This window comes from Streptomyces sp. ITFR-16 (genome assembly GCF_031844705.1).
GTDB lineage: Bacteria > Actinomycetota > Actinomycetes > Streptomycetales > Streptomycetaceae > Streptomyces.
The window spans coordinates 1,888,877-1,909,174 of record NZ_CP134609.1 but is presented as its reverse complement, the minus strand read 5'-3'; the positions used below and the strand labels follow the sequence as shown (position 1 = coordinate 1,909,174).

The 20,298-nt window shown below is 72.1% G+C and carries 15 protein-coding genes; 4 read left to right on the top strand and 11 right to left on the bottom strand.

Annotated features, from left to right (window positions below; translation table 11 throughout):
- Positions 1 to 2: 2 nt before the first annotated feature.
- Entirely contained in the window at positions 3 to 1,430 is a 1,428-nt protein-coding gene (locus RLT58_RS08430; protein WP_311309780.1) for an ATP-binding protein, read from the bottom strand.
- 807 nt (positions 1,431 to 2,237) lie between these two features.
- Here RLT58_RS08430 and RLT58_RS08425 point away from each other — a divergent pair.
- The gene (locus RLT58_RS08425; RefSeq protein WP_311309779.1) at positions 2,238 to 3,455 is read left to right on the top strand and encodes an FAD-dependent monooxygenase; all 1,218 of its coding nucleotides are present in this window, start codon (positions 2,238 to 2,240) and stop codon (positions 3,453 to 3,455) included.
- A gap of 57 nt (positions 3,456 to 3,512) precedes the next feature.
- On the opposite strand, the gene RLT58_RS08420 is transcribed toward RLT58_RS08425, so the two are convergent.
- From RLT58_RS08420 to RLT58_RS08375, 10 genes are all read right to left on the bottom strand, one after another.
- The gene (locus tag RLT58_RS08420) at positions 3,513 to 4,241 is read right to left on the bottom strand and encodes an ABC transporter ATP-binding protein (protein ID WP_311309778.1); all 729 of its coding nucleotides are present in this window, start codon (positions 4,239 to 4,241) and stop codon (positions 3,513 to 3,515) included.
- An 11-nt stretch (positions 4,242 to 4,252) separates the two neighbouring features.
- Positions 4,253 to 5,080, bottom strand: a complete 828-nt coding sequence (locus RLT58_RS08415) for an ABC transporter ATP-binding protein (protein WP_311309777.1) — start codon at positions 5,078 to 5,080, stop codon at positions 4,253 to 4,255.
- On the bottom strand, positions 5,077 to 7,086 hold the full coding sequence (locus tag RLT58_RS08410) for a branched-chain amino acid ABC transporter permease (protein WP_311309776.1): 2,010 nt from the start codon (positions 7,084 to 7,086) through the stop codon (positions 5,077 to 5,079). Before RLT58_RS08410 ends, RLT58_RS08415 begins: the two co-directional genes overlap by 4 nt.
- 1 nt (position 7,087) lies before the next feature.
- The gene (locus tag RLT58_RS08405) at positions 7,088 to 8,290 is read right to left on the bottom strand and encodes an ABC transporter substrate-binding protein (protein ID WP_311309775.1); all 1,203 of its coding nucleotides are present in this window, start codon (positions 8,288 to 8,290) and stop codon (positions 7,088 to 7,090) included.
- 101 nt (positions 8,291 to 8,391) lie between these two features.
- Complete coding sequence (locus RLT58_RS08400; protein ID WP_311309774.1) at positions 8,392 to 8,796, bottom strand: roadblock/LC7 domain-containing protein; 405 nt, start codon at positions 8,794 to 8,796, stop codon at positions 8,392 to 8,394.
- Entirely contained in the window at positions 8,793 to 11,204 is a 2,412-nt protein-coding gene (locus RLT58_RS08395; RefSeq protein WP_311309773.1) for a sensor histidine kinase, read from the bottom strand. Before RLT58_RS08395 ends, RLT58_RS08400 begins: the two co-directional genes overlap by 4 nt.
- A 677-nt stretch (positions 11,205 to 11,881) precedes the next feature.
- The gene (locus RLT58_RS08390) at positions 11,882 to 14,260 is read right to left on the bottom strand and encodes an ATP-binding cassette domain-containing protein (RefSeq protein WP_311309772.1); all 2,379 of its coding nucleotides are present in this window, start codon (positions 14,258 to 14,260) and stop codon (positions 11,882 to 11,884) included.
- Positions 14,261 to 14,323: 63 nt separating this feature from the next.
- Positions 14,324 to 14,767 (bottom strand): helix-turn-helix transcriptional regulator, encoded by a 444-nt coding sequence (locus tag RLT58_RS08385; RefSeq protein WP_311309771.1) that lies wholly within the window; start codon positions 14,765 to 14,767, stop codon positions 14,324 to 14,326.
- 66 nt (positions 14,768 to 14,833) lie between these two features.
- Positions 14,834 to 15,925 (bottom strand): hypothetical protein, encoded by a 1,092-nt coding sequence (locus tag RLT58_RS08380; protein ID WP_311309770.1) that lies wholly within the window; start codon positions 15,923 to 15,925, stop codon positions 14,834 to 14,836.
- Between the two features lie 133 nt (positions 15,926 to 16,058).
- On the bottom strand, positions 16,059 to 16,874 hold the full coding sequence (locus RLT58_RS08375) for an SAM-dependent methyltransferase (protein ID WP_311309769.1): 816 nt from the start codon (positions 16,872 to 16,874) through the stop codon (positions 16,059 to 16,061).
- Positions 16,875 to 17,155: 281 nt separating this feature from the next.
- On the opposite strand from RLT58_RS08375, the gene RLT58_RS08370 reads away from it, so the two are divergent.
- From RLT58_RS08370 to RLT58_RS08360, 3 genes are all read left to right on the top strand, one after another.
- Positions 17,156 to 17,905 (top strand): transposase family protein, encoded by a 750-nt coding sequence (locus RLT58_RS08370; protein ID WP_311309592.1) that lies wholly within the window; start codon positions 17,156 to 17,158, stop codon positions 17,903 to 17,905.
- 57 nt (positions 17,906 to 17,962) lie between these two features.
- Entirely contained in the window at positions 17,963 to 19,369 is a 1,407-nt protein-coding gene (locus RLT58_RS08365) for a lipase family protein (RefSeq protein ID WP_311309768.1), read from the top strand.
- Positions 19,370 to 19,470: 101 nt separating this feature from the next.
- Entirely contained in the window at positions 19,471 to 20,112 is a 642-nt protein-coding gene (locus RLT58_RS08360; RefSeq protein WP_311309767.1) for a CatB-related O-acetyltransferase, read from the top strand.
- The last annotated feature ends 186 nt before the right edge of the window (positions 20,113 to 20,298 follow it).

The window sequence follows — 20,298 nt, the reverse complement described above, 5'->3', positions numbered from 1 at the left end:
GATCAACGTCCTTCGTCCGTACGGGGGGTGTTCTGGTTGTCCCGGATGCCGCGGCTGCCGGCCAGCCAGGCGGCGGCCACGGCGGGACTGCCCGGCTCCACCGGCTCCGGGCCCGGCCGGGTGGCGGCGGGGCGCACCGCGCGCTTGCGGACGGTGAGTCCGCTGGGCGTCGTGGACGCGGCCGACGGCTGCGGCTCCCGCTCGGGCTCCTGCCGCGGGGCCTGCTCCGGCTGTGACGGTGACGGCACCTGCGACTCCCGGTACGACGGCGAGGGCGACGGGGCGGCCGCCACGGCGGCCCTGCGGACGGCGGGCACGGGCTGCGCGGAGACCGGCCGGGCCGGCTGAGGCGTCGTCAGCAGCTCCTGCGGCAGCACGATGATCGCGCGGGTGCCGCCGTACAGGTTCGGCGCCGTCAGCTCGACGCGGAAGCCGTACTGGGCGGCGAGCACCGAGGCGACCCGCAGACCGGTCTGCGGGTAGGCGCCCAGCTTGGTGATGTCGTCGCGCTGTTCGCCGGACATCACCTCGCGCGCCCAGGTCAGCCGCTCGTCCTCCATCCGGAGGCCGGCGTCGTCCACGACCAGGAAGGCGGCGTTCGCCCCGTGCTCCAGGGAGACGTGCACCCGGGCGTTGGGCGGTGAGTACCGCAGCGCGTTGTCGAGCAGGACGGCCAGGGCGTGGACGACCGCCTCCACCGCCTGGCTCTGCACCGCGAAGGACTCCAGGTCCGTGTGCTGGATGCGCTGATAGCCCTCGACGCGGCCCATGGCGGTGCGCACGACGTCGGTGAGGGTGGTCGCGGGCCAGCGCCGCGAGAGCTTGTCACCGGCCAGCACGCCGTACCCGGACGCGGTGAGCAGCATCTGCTGGGCCAGGTGGTCCATCTCGACCAGCGTCGCGTACGCGTCGTCCGACACATGCCGGCGCACGCCCGAGCTGATCGTGCTGCTCAGCTTCGCGGCGCGCTGCACCGTGCTGGAGGCGAAGGCCCGCACGGCGGCCCGGGCCACGTCCACCGACTCCTGCTTGGCCTGGGCGACCTGGCGCTCGGTCTCCGCCCAGACCTGGGCCAGCTGTTCCTCGGCCGCGTTGTGCGCGAGCTGGCCGGTCATGGTGATGGCGGAGCGGACCTGGCCGGCGAGGGCGCTGAGACCGTTGGCGAGCTGGGTGTGGGCCAGCTGCGGGGGTATCGCGAGGTCGAGTTGGTACGGACGGCCCGTCTGCGCCTCCGAAGCGGCCGCCTGGATGACGGTGTGCGCGATGTACGCCACGAACTGCTCGGCAGCCCGCAGCTGCTGGGTCAGCTGCTCGCGCTGGTGCTGGAGTTCGTCGGCGCGGCGCTGCTGGGCGCGGGCCCTGCGCGCGAAGTGGAGCGACGCGCCGGCACCGGCCGCCAGCGCGACCAGGGTCAGTATCAGTTCGGTCATCAGGTCCTCGCGAGAATCGGGGAGACGGTTCCGCCGCCGGCGCCGACGCCGGCGCGCGTGCCGGTCCGCATGCCGCCGGGGCCGTGGTACCCGCTGCCGGGGGAGCGTTGCATCGTGTCTGGACTCCGTAGTACCCGGGCATCCGGGGTCGGTCGGCCGTGGGGGCGGCCCGCAGGGGAGAGGGGCTTCGCATCTGTGAAGAGCGGTGCCGGATTTCGCCGGACAATCACCGCTGTTCGTCACCTGCCGCAGGTCGGATCGAGTGGTGGGAGCCGGTGCGCCACGGATGACGGAACAGGCCTTTCGCGCCGACAACCCTTGCGGTCAGCGGGGCGCCCAGGCGCCCTTCACCGCGACTCCGGCCCTCGGGAAACCGGCGTCGTTCGGCAGTCACGTCCGCCGGAGGGAAGAGACGATGGCCAGGATGATAATCGCGACAGCCCGTGCAAGTGCAAGTGCGATGTTCCGCAAGGGCTTTGTCCGGCTGTTCCACGCCACGGACCGCCGCGGACACCGGGTCCGGCCGGCTGCTGACCGGCGTGGCATCCGGCGAAGGAGACATGACAGAACCCTAATGGCATATGACCAAGTCGCGCACGGAGAAGCCCGCCTGATGGACAGTCGACGGCGAAAAACGGAACCCCCCGCGCCGCCGGTCGTCAGACCGCTCCTCGATAGGATCCGGTCGGGGCCCTGACCACCGGGAACGGGCCAACGAGCTGCGAGCAAGCGGAATTCCGAACGGACGCGTCGGACCGGCAGCGGTCACGACGGCGGCCGGGACACCAAGTGAGTGGAGAACCAGTCATGCGTGGAGGCAGCATCGCCGTGGTCGGCGGCAGCATAGCGGGGTGTGCCACGGCCCTGGCCGCGTCGCGCGGGGGCGCCGGCAAGGTCACCGTCTTCGAGCGCGCCGACGCCGAACTCCGGGACCGCGGCGTGGGTATCGCCCTGCACAGCGACCGCTACGACGAGCTGAGGGACGCCGGTTACGTGGCCCCCGAGATGCCCTGGGCGCCGCTGGACCAGCGCGTGTGGAGCGTGCGCGACGGCGACGCGGAGCACGGGCGGGCCATCGGTGAGCAGCCGTTTCCCTTCCGCGCCTACAACTGGGGCTCCCTGTGGAGCGAGCTGCGCCGCCGGGTGCCCGAGGGCGTCACGTACCGCTCCGGCGCCGTGGTCACCGGTGTGGAGCCGGACGACGACGGAGTGACGCTGCGGCTGGCCGACGGATACGAGGAGCACTTCGACGTCGTGATCGGCGCCGACGGCTACCGCTCCGTCGTCCGCGAGGCCATGTTCCCCGGCATCACGCCCTCGTACGCCGGGTACATCGGCTGGCGCGGCACCTCGTCCGACGTCGAGGGCCTGCCCTCGGACGGGCGTTCCGCGCACAACATCGTCTTCCCCGGCGGCCACTGCATGATCTACCGCATCCCGGACGGCGACGGCGGGCACCGGCTCAACTGGGTGCTCTACACCGCGCCCCCGCAGGTCGACGGTCTCCACCCCGATCTGCGGACCCCGACCTCGCTTCCGCCGGGCAGGCTCAACGCGGAACTCACCGCGCACCTGCGCGCACTTGTGGCTGAAAACTTTCCCTCGTACTGGGCGGCCAGAGTGCTGCGCACGCCCGCCGAGACCACTTTCATCCAGCCGATCTACGACCTGGAGGTCCCGCACTACACCTCCGGGCGGATGGCGCTCGTCGGCGACGCGGCGAGTGTGGCCCGGCCGCACATCGGCGGCGGCAGCGTGAAGGCGCTCCAGGACGCCACCGCGCTGGAGGCCGCCTGGGTGGCGGGGGAGAGCTGGAAGGAGGTCCTGGACCGGTACGACGCCGGCCGGGGCGCGGTCGGGGCGGCCATGGTCGCGCTCGCCCGCCGCATGGGCAGCGCCCAGGTCGAGGACACCCCGGACTGGTCGGCCATGGAGCAGGCGGAGTTCGACGCGTGGTGGCAGGACCAGAACAGCGGCTCCGACCGGCGCAGCGGCTTCGGCGGCCACAGCCTGAAGGTCAAGTAGGACGCGGCGGGGGCGGCGACCGGAACCGGTCACCGCCCCCTCCGTTGCCGCGTGCGCTCAGCGGCCCGCCGGCGCCAGTTCGAGCGCGGCGTGCAGGGCGGAGGCGTCCGTACGGGCGGCCGCGCCGTCCTGCCGCAGCGCCACCCGCCCCGAGGTCAGCACCGTGAGCGTGTCGGCGCACTCGGCCGCCCGGTCCGGGCTCGGGGAGACCAGCAGGACGGCGATGCCCTCGTCGGCCAGCGTGGTCACCAGCTCGTGGACCTGACGGACCAGGGCGGGCGCGAGGCCCTCGGTAGGCTCGTCGAGCAGCAGCACGCTGGGGGAGCCGAGCAGTGCGCGGGCCAGGGCCAGCATCTGCTGCTCGCCGCCGGACAGCTGTGTCCCCCGGTTGCTCCGGCGCTCGCCCAGCCGGGGCAGCAGCTCCAGGACCCGCGCGGGCGTCCACACGCTGGGGCGCTCGGTGTCGCCCCGGCGCGGCGGGCGGTGGGACAGCCGCAGGTGTTCGGCGACGGTGAGGCCCGCGAAGACCCGGCGGCCCTGCGGGACGAGACCGATCCCGGCGCGCGCGATCCGGTGCGCGGGCTGCCCCGTCACCTCCCGGCCGCCCAGCCGTACGGTCCCCGCGTCGGGGCGCATCAGTCCGGCGACGGTGTGCACGAGGGTGGTCTTGCCCGCGCCGTTGTGGCCGACGACGGCGTGGACCGTGCCGGCGGGGACGGACAGGTCCAGGCCGTGGAGGACGGTGCCGCCGTGGTAGCCCGCGGTCAGGCCGGTGATTTCGAGCATCGTGGGCCGGGTCATCCTCTCGCGTCGGTGGGGGACGGTCCGGCGACGGCGGGTTCGCCACCGGCCGCCGCACCGGTGGTGTGGTAGGCGTCGCGGACCTCGGGGTGGGCCAGCGCCTCCCCGGTCGGGCCGGTCACCAGGACCCGCCCGGCGGCCAGCACGGTGACGGACGTGGCGAGTTGGGCGACGACCTCGACATGGTGCTCGACCAGGACGACCGCCACGCTGTCCGGCAGACCGCCCAGGATCGCGAGCAGCCGGCCGATGTCGCCGTCGGTCAGCCCGGCCGCCGGCTCGTCCAGGAGCAGCAGCCGGGGCTCGCCGGCCAGCGCGGCGGCGATGTCCAGCATGCGCCGCCGGCCGTGGGAGAGCGTGCCGGCCGGCCGGTGGGCGAGATCGGCGAGCCCGACCGTCTCCAGATGGCGGGCCGCGGACTCCTCGTGCAGCCGGTAGCGCGACGGGCTGCGCCAGGCGCCCCGGCGCCTGGGGTGGTGCGGCCAGCCCGCCAGGACGACGTTCTCCAGCACCGTCAGTTCGGAGATCACCGACGGCTGCTGGAAGCTGCGGGCGATCCCGAGCCGGCTGCGCTTCGCGGTGGCCGTCCGGGTGATGTCCGTACCGTTGAGCGCGATGGTGCCGCGGTCGGGCCGGTCGGTGCCCGCGATCAGGTTGAGCAGGGTGGTCTTGCCGGCGCCGTTGGGGCCGATGACGGCGTGCCGGGCGCCCGGGGGGAGCCGGAGGCTGACGTCGTCGACGGCGGTGAGGCTGCCGTAGCGGCGGGTGAGGTGGTCGAGGTCCAGCACGGGCGGTGCCGGTGCCTCGGTGTGCGCGGGCGTCATGGGGCGGCCTTCCCGGTGGACAGGGGCAGGGGTGCGGCCGGGCGTGGCGCGCCGCGCAGACCGGCCAGGCCGCGCGGCAGCAGGTACACGGCGGCGATGAACAGCGCCCCGAGCAGCAGCGGTCCGTGCCCGGGCCAGGAACCGGCGACCCAGTCCCGGGTGAAGACGATGAGCCCGGCGCCCAGCAGGGCGCCGATCACGGAGGTCGTGCCGCCGATGACGGCCGCCAGCAGCGCGAACGCGGCGATCTCGAAGCCGACGTCGGCGGGGGAGAGGTACTGCTGCACGCTGACCATCAGCGAGCCGCCGACCCCGGCCAGCGCACCGGCGCAGATGTGGGCCACCAGCAGATAGCGCCCCACCGGATGCCCCGAGGCCCGCATCCGCGCCTCGGCGCCCCGGGTGCCGGTCAGCAGCTTCCCGGCCGGGGAGCGCAGCACCAGCAGGGTCAGGGCGACCGCGACGACGGCGACGACGAGCGCGTAGGTGTAGAGCTCGCTCTCGTCGGTCATCCCCTCGCCGCCCCACAGCGCCTGGGTGGCGGGGAAGCCGACGAGGCCGTCGGCGCCGCCGGTGACGGATTTGAACTGGTTGATGACCGCACTGGCCAGCTCCCCGACCGCGAGCGTGATCATCAGCACGGTGGTGCCGCGGGCCCGGATCACGGCGGGCCCGGTCACCGCCGAGAACACGGCGGCCGCGAGCGCCGACAGGACGACCTGGACCGGGCCCACCGTCCAGCCGGCGTCCGCCAGATTGGCGGTGGCGTACGCGCCGACGGCGAACGGCGCGGTCTGCCCGAGCGTCGGCAGCCCCGCGTAGCCGGTCAGGATCGTGACGCTGACCGCGAGGAGCCCGAGCGCCAGGGCGGAGCCGGCCAGCGAGATGCTGTACGAGTCGAGCAGCCCGGGCAGCGCGATCAGCACCATGAGCAGGACGAGCAGCGGGGCCGCCCGGCGCCATGCGGCCCCGCGCACCCACGCCCCCAGCCTGCCGGGCGCCTCCTGCGTACGGGCCTGCCGCGCACCGGCCCGAGCACCGGTCTGACGGGTACGTGCCCCGAGGCGTGTCCCCAGCCGTGCCGCGAGGAGGCGGCGGAGCCGGGTCACCGGGTCCGCCGACGGGCCCTCGGGGCCGTGCGCCGCCGCCGGTTCCGCGAAGCGGGAGCGGAACACCAGCACCGCCGCCATCGCGGCGAACAGCAGATACGGCGCCAGCTCCGGCAGCACCGAGACGCCCAGCGTCTGCACCTCGCCCACGGCGACCGCCGCCGCGAACGTGGCCCACAGCGAGCGCAGCCCGCCCAGGACCACCACGACGAGGGAGAGCATCAGCACGTTCTCGGACGTGCCGGGGCCGGGGCCGATGATGGGGGCCCCGAGCACCCCCGCGGCACCGGCCAGCGCCCCCGCCGCCGCGAGGACGCCGGTGTGCACCGCCCGGGGGTTGTGGCCGGTGGCCGCGAGCATCTGCGGATCGTCGGCGGAGGCCCGTACCGCCGCCCCCACCCGGGTGCGGGTGAGCACCCAGGTGCCGAACCCCGCCAGCAGCACGGCCATCACGATGAAGCCGAGCCGGTAGGCGGGGTAGCGGTGGCCCAGCAGGTGGACCGAGGTGTCGAGCGCCCCGGGGACGCGTACCGGCAGCTCGTCCGCGCCGAAGAGCTGGATGAGCAGATCACCGCCGACCAGGGCGATCCCGAAGGTCAGCAGTGCCTGAGCGAGATGCCCACGCCGGGCGAGCGGAACCGTCGCGGCGGACAGCCCCGCCCCGGCGAGGGCGGCCGCCGCGGTGCCCGCGGCCAGCCCGAGGGCGAGGCCGCCCCAGGTTCCGTCGCTCAGCTCGGCGCCGGTGTAGGCGCCGATCGCGTACAGCGTGCCGTGCGAGAGGTTCAGCACGCCGGCCGTGCCGAACGCGAGACTCAGGCCGGCGGCGACCACGAACAGCAGCAGCCCGTAGGCCACTCCGTCCACCGCCGGCACGAGGTGGGCATCGAGAAGCTCCATGTCAGCCGCCGAGGGTCGCCAGGTCCTGGACCATGACGTTGGCGAGCTGGTTGCCGTCGGGGCGCACCTGGCGCAGGTACCAGGTCTGCACCGGGGAGTGCGCCTTCTCGCCGAACTCCCAGGCGCCGCGCGGGCTGTCGATCTGGCCCAGGCCCGCGATGGCCGTGTTGATGGTCTCGGGCGTCACGTCGCCCTTCTTCGCGGCGTCGGCGATCGCCTTGTCCAGCACGGCGGCCGCGTCGTACGAGGACATCGCGTACGTGGTCGGCTGGGTGTCGTGCTCGGCCGTCCAGTCGGCGGCGAACTTGCGGTTGGCCGCGTTGTCGAGGTCGGGGGCGTAGTTCAGGACCGAGTAGATGTCCTTCGCCGCGTCGCCCTGCGCCTGGAGCACGCTGCCCTCGGTGACGAAGGCCGTGTACAGCGGCAGGTCGGCGACGTCGGACTGCGCGTACTGCTTGGCGAAGTCGATCGCGGCCTTGCCGGCGTAGAAGGAGTAGACCGCCTTCGCGTCCGTCTTGGCGATGTCGGCGAAGTACGGCATGAAGTTCGTGGTCTTCGGGAACGGCGTCCAGGTCGTCTTGCCGTCCGGGTTGGCGAGCTTGCCCTTGATGCGCTTGAACTCGTCGGTGAAGCCGCGCAGTTCGTCGTAACCGCCCTGGTAGTCCGGGCCGATCGCGTAGACCGGGCCGTTCACCTTCTCCTTGACGTACGGGGCGATGGCCTTGCCCGGCTCGTCGGACATGAAGCTCGTCGTCCAGACGTACTTGAGGTCCTTGACCGGCGGGCGGGCGTTCGACCCGAGGAAGGGGATCTTGGCCTGGTTGACCAGCGGCATCACCGCGGCGACCGAGCCACCGCTGACCAGGCCCGTCAGCACATCGACCTTGTCCTTCTTGACCAGCTTGGTGGCGGCGGGAACGGCGGTGGGGGGACCGTCGCCCTCGTCCGCGACGATCAGCTCGACCTTGCGGCCGCCGAGCTTGTTGCCGTGCGTCTTCAGATACAGCTCGAAGCCGGCGCGCAGGTCCGTACCGACCGGCTTGTAGGTGCCGGACAGGGAGGCCACCAGGCCGACCTTCACGGTCTCGTCGCCGGTGCCGCTGTCGCTGCTGCACCCGGTGACGGCTGCCAGCCCGATGGCGAGGGCGGCAGCGCCCACCGGCCGGATTCTGCGGTGGCGTGGACGGGATATGTCGAAGAACATGAGGGCTCTCATCGGGGGAGTAATGGGCGGAACGGGGTGACCCGGCCGCCGAGCGGGGTCGGCGGACGGGCCGGGTGCGGCGGTGGGGGAACGGCCGACAATCAGTGGGCGGGCAAGCCGCTGGGGGTGCGGACCTGGGGGGACAGGGAGTCACCGACCTGGTTGATCAGCTCGGACATCATGTAGCTGACCTCGCCGATGTCCGCGTCCCGGGTGGTGGTCACCAGCAGGGAGGCGCCGCTGGAGACGGCCATCGAGAACATGTAGCCCCCCTCCATCGCGGTGAGGCTGTGCTCGACGGGGTCGGTGTTCGTCAACTGCGCCGCGGCGGAGAGCAGGTTGACGACGCCGGAGGCGATGGCCGCCAGCCGGTCGGCGTCGTCACGCTCCACACCCGTGTAGGCCAGCGCGAGTCCGTCCACGGACACGGCTATCGCCTGGGTGACCTCCGGGATGCGTCCGGCGAAGTCGCTCAGGATCCAGCTCAGGTCGGTGGGTGAGGTCATTTCTTGGTCCGTTCGGTGTCGTCGTCGGTGGCGGAACGCCCGCGGGTGTTCGTGCTCCGGCTGATCCCCTGGGCGTAGGCCGCGAGGACGTCGGAGACCTGCCGGGAGTCCCGGCGGCGGGGCGACGGCCGCGGCGCGGCGGCGCCGGACCGCTGATCGGTGCCGCCCCGGTTGCCCAGGCTGGGCCACTGCTGGGGCGTGTTGCGCTGCCGCAGGGGCAGCCCGGAGGAGCTGACGCCGGCGATGCGCGAGACGGGTTCGTCGTGCACGGGGTGCGGCGCCGCCGTGGTGGCGCGCTCGCGCACATCGGTGGCGGTGTTCGCGTCGCCCTCGTGGGAGGTCCTCGCGGCGTCGGCGTCCTTGCGGGCGCCGATCCCCCCGCCGACGGGCCGGCCGGCCCGGCCGCCCGCGGTGCCGGGCTGTCTGCGCCCGGGGTGCCCGAGCGCGCTGATCGGGCGGGGCGCCTCGTAGCGGACGGCGCGCTCCTGGCCGTCGGCGCCCTGCGCCGGTGCGGTCTCCTCGGGGACCGCGGCCAGCACGCCCGCGGGCAGGGTGACCTCGGCGATGGTGCCGGGGCCCGAGGAGTCGCGCAGCTCGACAACGATGCCGTGACGCGCCGCGAGCCGTGCCACCACGTGCAGACCCATGGACCGCACGTCCCCGATGCCGGCCTGCGGCTCGCGCAGGGCGGCGTTGTGGACGGCACGGCGTTCGGCCGTGATCCCCACGCCCTCGTCGACGATCTGGACGACGGCCCGGTCCCACAGCCGCCACACGGCGACCCCCACCTGAGCGTCGGGCGGCGAGAACCGGGTCGCGTTGTCGAGGAGTTCGGCCAGGATGTGTGCCACGTCGTGCACGGCCCGGGCGGCGATGCCGATGCCCGACTCGATGACGCCGAGGGACACCCGGTCGAAGCGCTCGATCTGCTGGGCGGCGGCCACGATGACGGTCGAGCAGCCGATGTCGGCCGAGCGCACCCGGGCGTTGCCGTAACCGCCCAGGACCAGCAGGTTGTTGGTGTTGCGCTCCATGCGGATGGCGAGGTGGTCGAGCGCGAAGAGGGTCTTCATGCGCTCGGGGTCGGCCTCGTCGCGCTGCACCGCGTCCAGCTCGGACACCATGACGCTGGTCAGCTGCGCGCCCCGGCGGGCGACCCGGACCAGGGTCTCGGCGAACTGCTCGTGCACCCGCGCCTGTTGGGCGGCGAGCCGGACGGCCTCGTGGTGGACGGCGTTGAACGCCTCACCGACCTCACCGATCTCGTCCCCGCCCGTGGTCCCGACGGGGTTGCCGGACCGCTCGGCGACCTGCTCGGGCGTCGAGCCGCTCAGCGCGCCGGGCCGGGAGAGCTCGCTCATCACGGCGGGGAGTCCGGTGTGGGCGACCTCGTGCGCGGCGTTGCGCAGGTCGCGCAGCCGCCGGATCATGACGCGGCCGAGGCGGACGGCGACGACGACGGCGCCCACCAGGGTCAGCAGCACCAGGGCGACCTCGGCCCCGGCGGTCCACAGGAGTTGGGTGCGTTCCTTCGAGACCGTGGCGTAGACGGACGCGTCGATGCGCTTCTCCACCGAACGCAGCAGCGTCTGGCGGTCGTCGGAGGCCTGCTGCCAGGCCTTCGGGGTGACATCGATGCCCCGGCTGGTGCCGGTGCGGCCGATCTGGTCCTCCAGCCGACGGGCCTCCAGCGCCTTCGGGCCGGACAGGGTGCGTTCCAGCCAGGTCCGCCATTCGCTGGGACCGAGGCCGAACAGCACGCCGGTGGACTCCGTGTAGCCGAGCCGGCTGGCGTCGAACGTACGCTGCGAGGCGACCGTGAAGCCGCCCGCGGCCTGCGCCCTCATCACCGTGACCTGCTGCTGGGCCGTGTGCTCGGCGGCCTCGGACAGGGCGGCGGCGGCGCGGATCCGGTCCGCGATGTCGGCGTCGACACCGTCGGCCTGCGCGATGCCGTCGCGGTAGCCGTTGAGGTCGGCGATGACGATCCGGTAGCCGAAGGCGAGCGCGGAGATGGTGCTGCTGCCGGAGCGCACCTGGGCGCGCAGGGCCGGCAGTTCGTCCATGAAGCGTTTGATGCGGTCCAGATTGGCCTGGGCGCTGCCGGGCACCTCGGACAGGCCGCCGATCTTGCTGTTGAAGGTGGCGATGCTCTTGTCGGTCGCTGCGGACGTGGTCTGGAAGGCGTCCGCGTCACCCTGTTTGGAGACCAGGGCGGTTGCGGCGGCACGCTCACGCTGCAGTTGGTGCGTTAAATCACCGGCGCTGGCGGCGACATCGACCATCGCCGTCAGTCGGTTGGCCTGGAGCGCCTGGTTGGTGGCGGGTGCGAGGGCCAGAACCGAGAAGGTGACCGCAACGGTGAGGGGCGCGGTGACGAGCAGGACGAGGCGACGATTGATTTTCACTGCGCGGCTCCATCGCCGGAACCGGTGCTGAGTATCGGTGACACGCAGATACCTGTTAACGGGTTGTGGGGTGTCGGTAGGGACGCTGGTACATCGTGTGCACAGTTGCGGATGGGACAGGCGGAGTGGGCGGGGCTCCAGTGGCGCGGCTTGATCCTATGCCGTAGCACGTAACTACCGATGCGTACATCGTCGAAAATTTGCGCTCACTTAAGGCCGCCGAAGCGGTCCAACTCTGTCAGAAATGCCTGTACGGTGAACCGCCCGCGGCTAAGCGGAATCGGTGAACTGCCGTGCTGGAGGCCGTCCTGACCAGCGATCACATGGATCATGACCGGGTCCCGGACCTGATTGCGGAATGTCGCCCCGCTCCCCATCCACCTGCGGTGACCACAGGCCGCCCGGGGGGCCGCTGTTGCGGAAAGGTTAGATCCGATTAGCGATGGCGATCGTTCCGGATGAACCTCCGCTCACCGCTCAGCGGCGCCGCGCACCGGAGGTGTGTCCGAAAAACGTTCCGGGTTCAATAGCTGTGCTGTGAAGGGATGGTGGCGATGTGCCAGGTTTCGTCACTCATCGCACACGATGCCGCGCCTGCCTGAACCGGTCCTGTTCGAACGGCATATGCCCCGGCCCGCCGGTGGGCCGGCGGGCCGGGGCATACGGGGTGAAGCGGGTCAGGCGCCCACGTAGTCCGCGAGATGCTCGCCGGTGACGGTGGACCGGGCGGCGACCAGATCGGCGGGCGTGCCCTCGAAGACGAGCGTGCCGCCGTCGTGACCGGCTCCGGGGCCGAGGTCGATGATCCAGTCGGCGTGCGCCATGACCGCCTGGTGGTGCTCGATGACGACGACGGACTTGCCGGCGTCGACGAGCCGGTCCAGCAGGCCGAGCAGTTGCTCGACATCGGCGAGATGCAGACCGGTGGTCGGCTCGTCGAGGACGTGGACACCGCCCTTCTCGCCCATGTGGGTCGCCAGCTTCAGCCGCTGCCGCTCGCCGCCCGACAGCGTGGTGAGCGGCTGCCCGAGGCTGAGATAGCCCAGCCCGACGTCCGCGAGCCGTCCGAGCACACGGTGTGCGGCCGGGGTCCGGGCCTCGCCGGCGCCGAAGAACTCCTCGGCCTGAGTCACGGACATCGCCAGGACCTCGCTGATGTCACGGCCGCCGAGGCGGTATTCGAGCACCGAGGCCTGGAACCGCTTCCCCTCGCACTCCTCGCAGACCGTGGCGACCCCCGCCATCATCGCCAGGTCCGTGAAGACGACACCCGCCCCGTTGCACGTGGGGCACGCGCCCTCGGAGTTGGCGCTGAACAGGGCCGGCTTCACGTCGTTGGCCTTGGCGAACGCCTTGCGGATCGGGTCGAGCAGCCCGGTGTACGTGGCCGGGTTGCTGCGCCGGGAGCCGCGGATCGCGCCCTGGTCGACCGTCACCACCCCGTCCCGGCCGGAGACCGAACCGTGGATCAGCGAGCTCTTGCCGGACCCGGCGACACCGGTGACGACGGTGAGCACCCCGAGCGGGATGTCCACGTCGATGCCCCGCAGGTTGTTCGCCGTCGCGCCCCGCACCTCCAGCACGCCGCTGGGCTCGCGCGGCTTCTCCTTGAGCGAGGCCCGGTCGTCGAAGTGGCGGCCGGTGACGGTGTCCGAGGCCCGCAGCCCCTCGACCGTGCCCTCGAAGCAGACCGTGCCGCCCGCCGTACCGGCGCCGGGACCGAGGTCGACGACATGGTCGGCGACGGCGATCGTCTCCGGCTTGTGCTCCACGACGAGCACCGTGTTGCCCTTGTCCCGCAGCCGCAGCAGCAGATTGTTCATCCGCTGGATGTCATGGGGGTGCAGCCCTGCGGTGGGCTCGTCGAAGACATATGTGGTGTCGGTGAGCGAGGACCCGAGGTGGCGGATCATCTTGACGCGCTGCGCCTCGCCGCCGGACAGGGTGCCCGCCGGGCGGTCGAGCGCGAGGTAGCCGAGACCGATCTCGACGAACGAGTCGAGCGTCTGCCGGAGCGCGGAGAGCAGCGGTGCCACCGAGGGCTCGTCCAGGTCCCCGATCCACGCGGCCAGATCGCTGATCTGCATCGCGCAGGCGTCGGCGATGGAGATCCGCTTGATCTTCGACGAGCGGGCCCCCTCGCTCAGCCGGGTGCCGTCGCACTCGGGGCAGGTGGTGAAGGTGACCGCCCGCTCCACGAAGGCCCGGATGTGCGGCTGGAGCGCGTCCTTGTCCTTGGACAGGAACGACTTCTGGATCTTGGGGATCAGCCCCTCGTAGGTGAGGTTCACCCCCTCGACCTTCACCTTGGTCGGCTCCCGGTGGAGGAAGTCCTGCATCTCCTTCTTGGTGTACTTGCGGATCGGCTTGTCCGGGTCGAGCAGACCCGACTCGGCGTAGACCCGCACGGTCCAGAAGCTGTCCGACTTCCAGCCGGGGATGGTGAAGGCGCCCTCGGCCAGCGATTTGGAGTCGTCGTAGAGCTGGGTGAGGTCGATGTCGGAGACCGTGCCCCGGCCCTCGCAGCGGGGACACATCCCGCCGGTCCTGCTGAAGGTCGCCTTCACGGCCTTCCTGTTGCCGCGCTCGACCGTGATCGCGCCGGCCGCCCGGACCGAGGCCGTATTGAAGGAGTACGCGCTCGGCGGGCCGATGTGCGGCTTGCCGAGCCGGCTGAACAGGATGCGCAGCATCGCGTTGGCGTCGGTGGCGGTGCCGACCGTGGAGCGGGTGTCGCCGCCCATCCGCTGCTGGTCGACGATGATCGCGGTCGTCAGCCCCTCCAGGACATCGACCTCGGGCCGCGCCAGGGTGGGCATGAACCCCTGGACGAAGGCGCTGTACGTCTCGTTGATCAGCCGCTGCGACTCGGCCGCGATCGTGTTGAACACCAGCGAGCTCTTGCCGGAGCCGGAGACCCCCGTGAACACCGTCAGCCGGCGCTTCGGGATCTCGATGCTGACGTCCTTCAGATTGTTCACGCGCGCCCCGTGCACACGGATCAGATCGTGGCTGTCGGCGATGTGCCGCTCGCCCGTCCCGGTGGCCCTGCTCATCGTGTCTCCCTCGGTCGGGGCGGGCGGACAGCCGTACGCGTCGGGATGTCCATGCCCGTCACGCTAGCGGGGGCCCGGTGGCCGCGCTTCTCGATTCCTGACCGGCCTGGTCACCTGTTTCGCCACGCACGAGGGAATCCCCGCCGTCCCCAGCGCCGCCTCCTGCCGGTAGGTGCTGGGCGGCATGCCGACCAGCTCGGTGAAGCGGGTGCTGAAGGTCCCCAGTGAGGAGCAGCCGACCTCGAAGCAGACCTCGGTGACGCTGAGGTCGCCCCGGCGCAGCAGCGCCATCGCCCGCTCGATGCGCCGGGTCATCAGATAGCTGTACGGTGACTCGCCGTAGGCGCGCCGGAACTCGCGGCTCAGGTGGCCGGCCGACATGTGCGCCCCGCGCGCCAGCGCCTCGACGTCCAGCGGCTGCGCGTACTCCCGGTCGATCCGGTCGCGGACCTGCCGCAGCCGCGCGAGGTCGCGCAACCGCTGCGCCGCGTCGGATTTGCTGGTCACGGATGGAAGCGTACGACGCGGGGAAGCCGCCCGCCCCCGTTCGGCGCGACTGCGCCCGGGCAGGCCCTAGAGCCGGGTGGCCTCCCGGCACTGCCCCTCGGTGCCGGACGCCATGTGCTGGTCCATCGAGTCGCCCCGCTCGTACGGATCGACCTCGGGGCCCTCGCCGGTGCTCCTGCGGTCGGAGGGGAACTCCGGCACGAAGAAGCCGGAGACGTTGTCACAGCCGCCGTTGGCGGTGTCCGCCTTGTAGGACACGAGCGAGAAGGTGCCCGGCTCGATGATCACCTTCGACGGGTCGTCCCAGCTCATCACGGTCTCGCGGCGCACGACGGTCCGCGCGACCTCGTCGCTGCCCTCCGCCGCGCGCACGACCGGATAGACGTAGGTGACATCGCTGGTCACCTCGACCGCGCCCCGCTCGCCCTTCCGGAAGGTGATCCATCCGCGTGTCCTGACGGCGTCGCCGACGAGCCGCACCTTCGACGGTGCGAAGCGGCTGAACATCTTCAGGGGGTCGTTCTTCCGGCTCGGCGTGTCGAACGCGTGTGCCAGGTAGTTCTGGACGTCCTTCTGTCGCGGATTGAGCAGGGCGATGGCGGCTGCCGGCCGCTCCCCGCGCAGCACACCGGGGTCCAGATTGGATGCGACCAGGAAGTCCCGGCTCCGTTCGAGCGTCCGGGCGACGTCCTTCTCGCTCATCCAGCCGGTCGCCCGGGCCGCCGGCAGCGTGATCCCCGCGACCCCGTCCTTCCAGGCGTCGGCCGGGGAGCCCCGGAACGGGTCGTCCGGGGTCGGGGTCTCGAAGGCCGCCCCGGTGGCCGGCGGCGCGTCGGGCCGCTCCGGCTCCGCGGCGCGCGTCGTGCCCCCGCCGTCGTCGCCGCCGAACCAGTTGGTCACCCGGCCGGGGTCCGACGCCACCACGAACAGGGCGACCACGACGAGGAACCCCACCACGTACCAGCCCTTGCCCCGCCGCCTCCGGGGCGGCTCGTGGGTACGCCATCCACCGGGCGGTCCGGGCTCCTCGCGCAGCCGCCGGGCCACCATCCGGGCCCGGGCCGACGGCTCCTCGGGGGCGCCGGGCGTCCCCGCCTCGGCGTCCTGCAGGAACCGCTCCCACTCCTCGTCCGGTATGGACGTCCCACCCTTGGTCACGCTGCTCCCGCCCCCTGTGCCCTGCCCGGCCATCCCCGGGCCGGGCCGTTTTTCCGTGCATCATCACACAGGGCACCGACACCGGGGACGGCCGACTGCCGCCCGTGCCGGCGGCGTCGGCGGGAGGGCGGGGTTACGGCTTGCGGCCCAGCGCCACGTATCCGGCGCTGACGATGTCGTCCTGGCCGGGGACCGGCTCACCGAGCTCGGGGTGCCAGGCCTCGGCGGCGACGATGCCGGGCTCGACGATCTCCAGTCCGTCGAAGAACGCGGTGAACTGGGCGCGGTTGCGCGGCGCGAGCGTGAGGGTGTTGGCCCGGTACATCTCGTCGACCTTGCGGGCCTCCTCCGGGTGGAAGTCTGCCGTGAGGTGCGAGATCACCAGATAGCTGCCCGGCGCCAGCACCTCGGTCAGCCGGTTCACCAGCTCGTACGCGCCGTCCTCGTCGCTCACGAAGTGCAGCAGGGAGATCAGTGACAGCGCGACCGGCCGGCCGAAGTCCAGGGTCTTCCCGGCGTGTTCGAGGATCGAGTCCACGTTCCGCGCGTCGGCCTGCACGTAGTCGATGACGCCCTCGGGCGTGCCCGTCAGCAGGGCCTCGGCGTGCGCCAGCACGATCGGGTCGTTGTCGCAGTAGACGACCCGGGTCTCGGGCGCGGCCTCCTGGGCCACCTGGTGGAGGTTGGGCTCGGTGGGTATCCCGGTCCCGATGTCGAGGAACTGCCGTACGCCCTGGCCGGACAGCCAGCGGGTGGCGCGGTGCATGAAGGCGCGGTTCACCTTCGCCATCACCGGGACGCCGGGTTCGACGGCGAGCATCTGACGGCCCATCGCCTCGTCCACCGGGTAGTTGTCCTTGCCGCCGAGGAACCAGTCGTACATCCGCGCCGGATGCGGCTTGCTGGTGTCGATGCGCAGGGCGGTGGCGTCGTTCTCCGGTCGGGACATGGCGGACTCCAGGGTGCGGAAGGCGGCGAATGATCAGCTCGGGCCCAGGATAGGCAACTCGGCTGCCCCGCAAGCCGCGTTCGCTCCTCCGGAGACCCCCGCGATAGTTACCACAGCGTAACTTACTCACTGGTTACTTGCGGTAACTACCACTGAGCGTTTTCAGCGTGGCTACTGATCGGGTGACGGAGCGGTGTGAAGGTCGGGGTGCGCAACGGACAGGGCTCCCGCGCCGTTGAGGGAGGTGTTCGACGTCTCAACTCAGCAGCACAGGAGCCCTGTTGGTTCCGTATCCTGCCGCACTCGACCTGCCTCACGCCCTGGTCGAGTGGGTCGCGATGCTCATCGTCATCCGTGAGGGTGACCGCCGGTGCAAACTCCCGCCGCACCGTCGTGCGCTGGTCGCACTCGTGTACCTGCGCCGCCACGACACTCTCGCCCGCATCGCCGCCGGCTTCGGGATATCCGTCGGCACCGCCCATGCCTACGTCACCTCCGTCACCGGCCTGCTCGCCGACCAGGCACCGGGCCTGCTCAAGACGCTGCGCTCGCACGACCCGGAATTCGTCCTCCTGGACGGCACGCTCGCCGAGTGCGACCGCGTCGGCGACGGCAAGGCCGACTACTCTGCGAAGCACAAGCGGCACGGGGTGAACGTGCAGGTCGTCACCGACCCAGCCGGAGAGATCCTGTGGATCTCGCCCGCGCTGCCGGGCCGGACCCACGATCTGACCGCCGCCCGCGCCCACAGGATCCTTCGGATCTGCGAACGCCAGGGCGTCCCGGTCCTCGCCGACATGGCCTACATCGGTGCCGGCGACTGGGTCACCACAGCCAAGCGCCGCCCGCCAGGCGGGGAACTCGCCCCCACCGACCGAACCCGGAACCGGGCCCTGTCCGCAGCCCGGGCACCCGTCGAACGCGGCATGGCACGGCTCAAGTCCTGGCAAATCTTCCGCAGATCCCGCATCAGCCCCAACCGCATGACCGTCATCACCAAAGCCGTCCTCACCCTGGAGAGGCAACGCTGAAAACGCTCACTGCTAGCTTGCGCTCACCCGCATTCGGAGCAGAGCGAGGAGTGAGCTGTGAGCCGCAAGAGCACCCGTTCGCGTTCCACCGCCCCCACCACCCACCCGACGGCGTCCCCCGGCCGAGGGCAGCGTCCCGGTGCCGTCCGCGCGGTGGCCGTCGCCGTCACGGCGGCGGCCTGCGTGGCCGCGTACGCGACACCCGCGTCGGCCACCGAAGGGCAGCCGCCCGTGGTGTCCCGGGGCGTGACCATCCCCGACTTCTACAGTCCGCCCGCCGAACTGCCCGCCGCCAACGGGGCAGTGGTCCGGCACGAGCCCCTGCCGCTCGGGCTGAGCCTGCCCGGCCTGGACGGCCGCCCGCTGCCGGGCACGGCGACCCGGCTGATGTACAAGTCCACCGACTCGGCCGGGCAGCCCGTCGCGGTGACCGGCGCCTACATCGAACCGTCGGCCGCCTGGAAGGGCTCGGGACCCCGGCCCCTGGTGGCACTCGCCTCGGGCACCATGGGCCAGGGCGACCAGTGCGCCCCCTCGCTGGCCCTCCAGAACCCGCTGACCCTCAACGGCGAGACCGTCTCGGTCGGCTACGAGATCCTCGCGGTCTACCGGCTGCTGTCCGCCGGCGTCGCCGTCGTGGTCACCGACTACGCGGGCCTGGGCACCACCGACCGGCTCCACACCTACGTCAACCGGCTCGACGAGGGCCACGCCCTGCTGGACGCGGCCCGCGCCGCCCACGCACTGCCCGGCACCTCGCTCACCCCCGACTCCCGCACCGGCCTCTACGGCTACAGCCAGGGCGGCGGGGCCAGCGGCGCCGCCGCCAAACTCCAGCCCTCCTACGCCCCCGACGTCAAGCTCGCCGGTACGTATGTGGGCGCGCCGCCCGCCGATCTGACCGCGGTCATGAAGGGCATCGACGGCAGCGCCCTCGCCGGCGCCCTGGCCTGGTCCATCAACGGCTTCGCCCAGTCCGACCCCGATGTCAGGGACGTCGTCGAGAAGAACATCAACGACGCCGGCCGGGCCGCGCTGAAGGACGCCTCGACCATGTGTGTCGGCGACGCGATCCTCGGCTACGGCTTCACCAAGAGCACCAAGTGGACCATCAGCGGCAAGTCCCTCGGAGAGGTCATCGCCGCCGAAACCCGCGCGCAGGCCGCGCTCGACCGGCAGCGCATCGGCACCCTGAAGCCGACGGGCCCGGTGCGGCTGGCGACCGGCGTGCAGGACGACATCGTGCCGCACGGCCAGGCGCGCCAACTGGCCGTGGACTGGTGCCGCAAGGGCGCCGCCGTCACCTACGACGCCGTCGTCCTGCCCAACCTGGGCGACAAGATCCTCACCAACCACCTGGTCCCGCTCATCACCGACCAGGGCGACGCGATCTCCTGGATGACCGCCCGCCTCTCGGGCAAGCCGGCCACGTCCAACTGCTGGACGATGCCGATCCAGCCCTGAACCGGCCCCGCCCCGTCGCGACACGTCAATTCGCTGTCGCGGCGGGGCGGCACGCGCGATCATGGGCCGTTCCTGCCCGCCACCCGTGAGGACCGCGCTCCATGCCCGTACCCGCCGACCCGACGGTGGTCCACCCGATGCCCGGCCAGCCGAGGGTGGTGCAGCTCAGACCCCTGGTCACGTCCCCGCTGATCGAGGTGGGGGAGTACACGTACTACGACGACCCGGACGACGCCACCGCGTTCGAGACGCGCAACGTGCTCTACCACTACGGCCCGGAGAAGCTGGTCATCGGCAGGTTCTGCGCCCTCGGGACCGGGGTGCGGTTCCTGATGAACGGCGCCAACCACCGGATGGACGGCCCCTCGACGTTCCCCTTCCCGACCATGGGCGGCTCGTGGGCCGACCACTTCGACCTGCTCACGGGTCTGCCGAACCGGGGCGACACCGTCGTCGGCAACGACGTCTGGTTCGGCCACGGCGCGACCGTGCTGCCCGGCGTACGGATCGGCCACGGCGCGATCATCGGCGCCGGCTCCGTGGTCACCCAGGACGTCCCCGACTACGGGATCGTCGGCGGCAACCCGGCCCGGCTCCTGCGCACCCGCTACGACGACCGCGATGTCGCCCGGCTCCTCGAACTGGCCTGGTGGGACTGGCCGGCGGAGCACGTCACCGCGCATGTGCGGACGCTGATGTCGGGCACGGTCGACGACCTCGAAGCCGTTGCTCCGGCGGGGTGACCCGGCCCGTCCGGCACCGCGCCCGCCGGCACCGCCCGCCCCGAATTCCGGATGCGGGCGGTGCGGGGCGCGGACTAGGGCCTGTCTTCGAACTCCCCTCTGCCGCGCGGCGCCCGGCAGGCACTCTCGCTGCACCGGCCGAGATCCCGAGTACGTCCAGTACGGGGGATCGCGGCCGGCACCCCC

Bases quoted from the DNA above. Each gene is read 5' to 3' on its own strand.
- RLT58_RS08400 (WP_311309774.1), bottom strand. From the start codon at position 8,796: ATGACCTCACCCACCGACCTGAGCTGGATCCTGAGCGACTTCGCCGGA.
- RLT58_RS08390 (WP_311309772.1), bottom strand. From the start codon at position 14,260: ATGAGCAGGGCCACCGGGACGGGCGAGCGGCACATCGCCGACAGCCAC.
- RLT58_RS08360 (WP_311309767.1), top strand. From the start codon at position 19,471: ATGCCCGTACCCGCCGACCCGACGGTGGTCCACCCGATGCCCGGCCAG.
- RLT58_RS08405 (WP_311309775.1), bottom strand. From the start codon at position 8,290: ATGTTCTTCGACATATCCCGTCCACGCCACCGCAGAATCCGGCCGGTG.
- RLT58_RS08410 (WP_311309776.1), bottom strand. From the start codon at position 7,086: ATGGAGCTTCTCGATGCCCACCTCGTGCCGGCGGTGGACGGAGTGGCC.
- RLT58_RS08430 (WP_311309780.1), bottom strand. From the start codon at position 1,430: ATGACCGAACTGATACTGACCCTGGTCGCGCTGGCGGCCGGTGCCGGC.
- RLT58_RS08415 (WP_311309777.1), bottom strand. From the start codon at position 5,080: ATGACGCCCGCGCACACCGAGGCACCGGCACCGCCCGTGCTGGACCTC.
- RLT58_RS08425 (WP_311309779.1), top strand. From the start codon at position 2,238: ATGCGTGGAGGCAGCATCGCCGTGGTCGGCGGCAGCATAGCGGGGTGT.
- RLT58_RS08420 (WP_311309778.1), bottom strand. From the start codon at position 4,241: ATGCTCGAAATCACCGGCCTGACCGCGGGCTACCACGGCGGCACCGTC.
- RLT58_RS08375 (WP_311309769.1), bottom strand. From the start codon at position 16,874: ATGTCCCGACCGGAGAACGACGCCACCGCCCTGCGCATCGACACCAGC.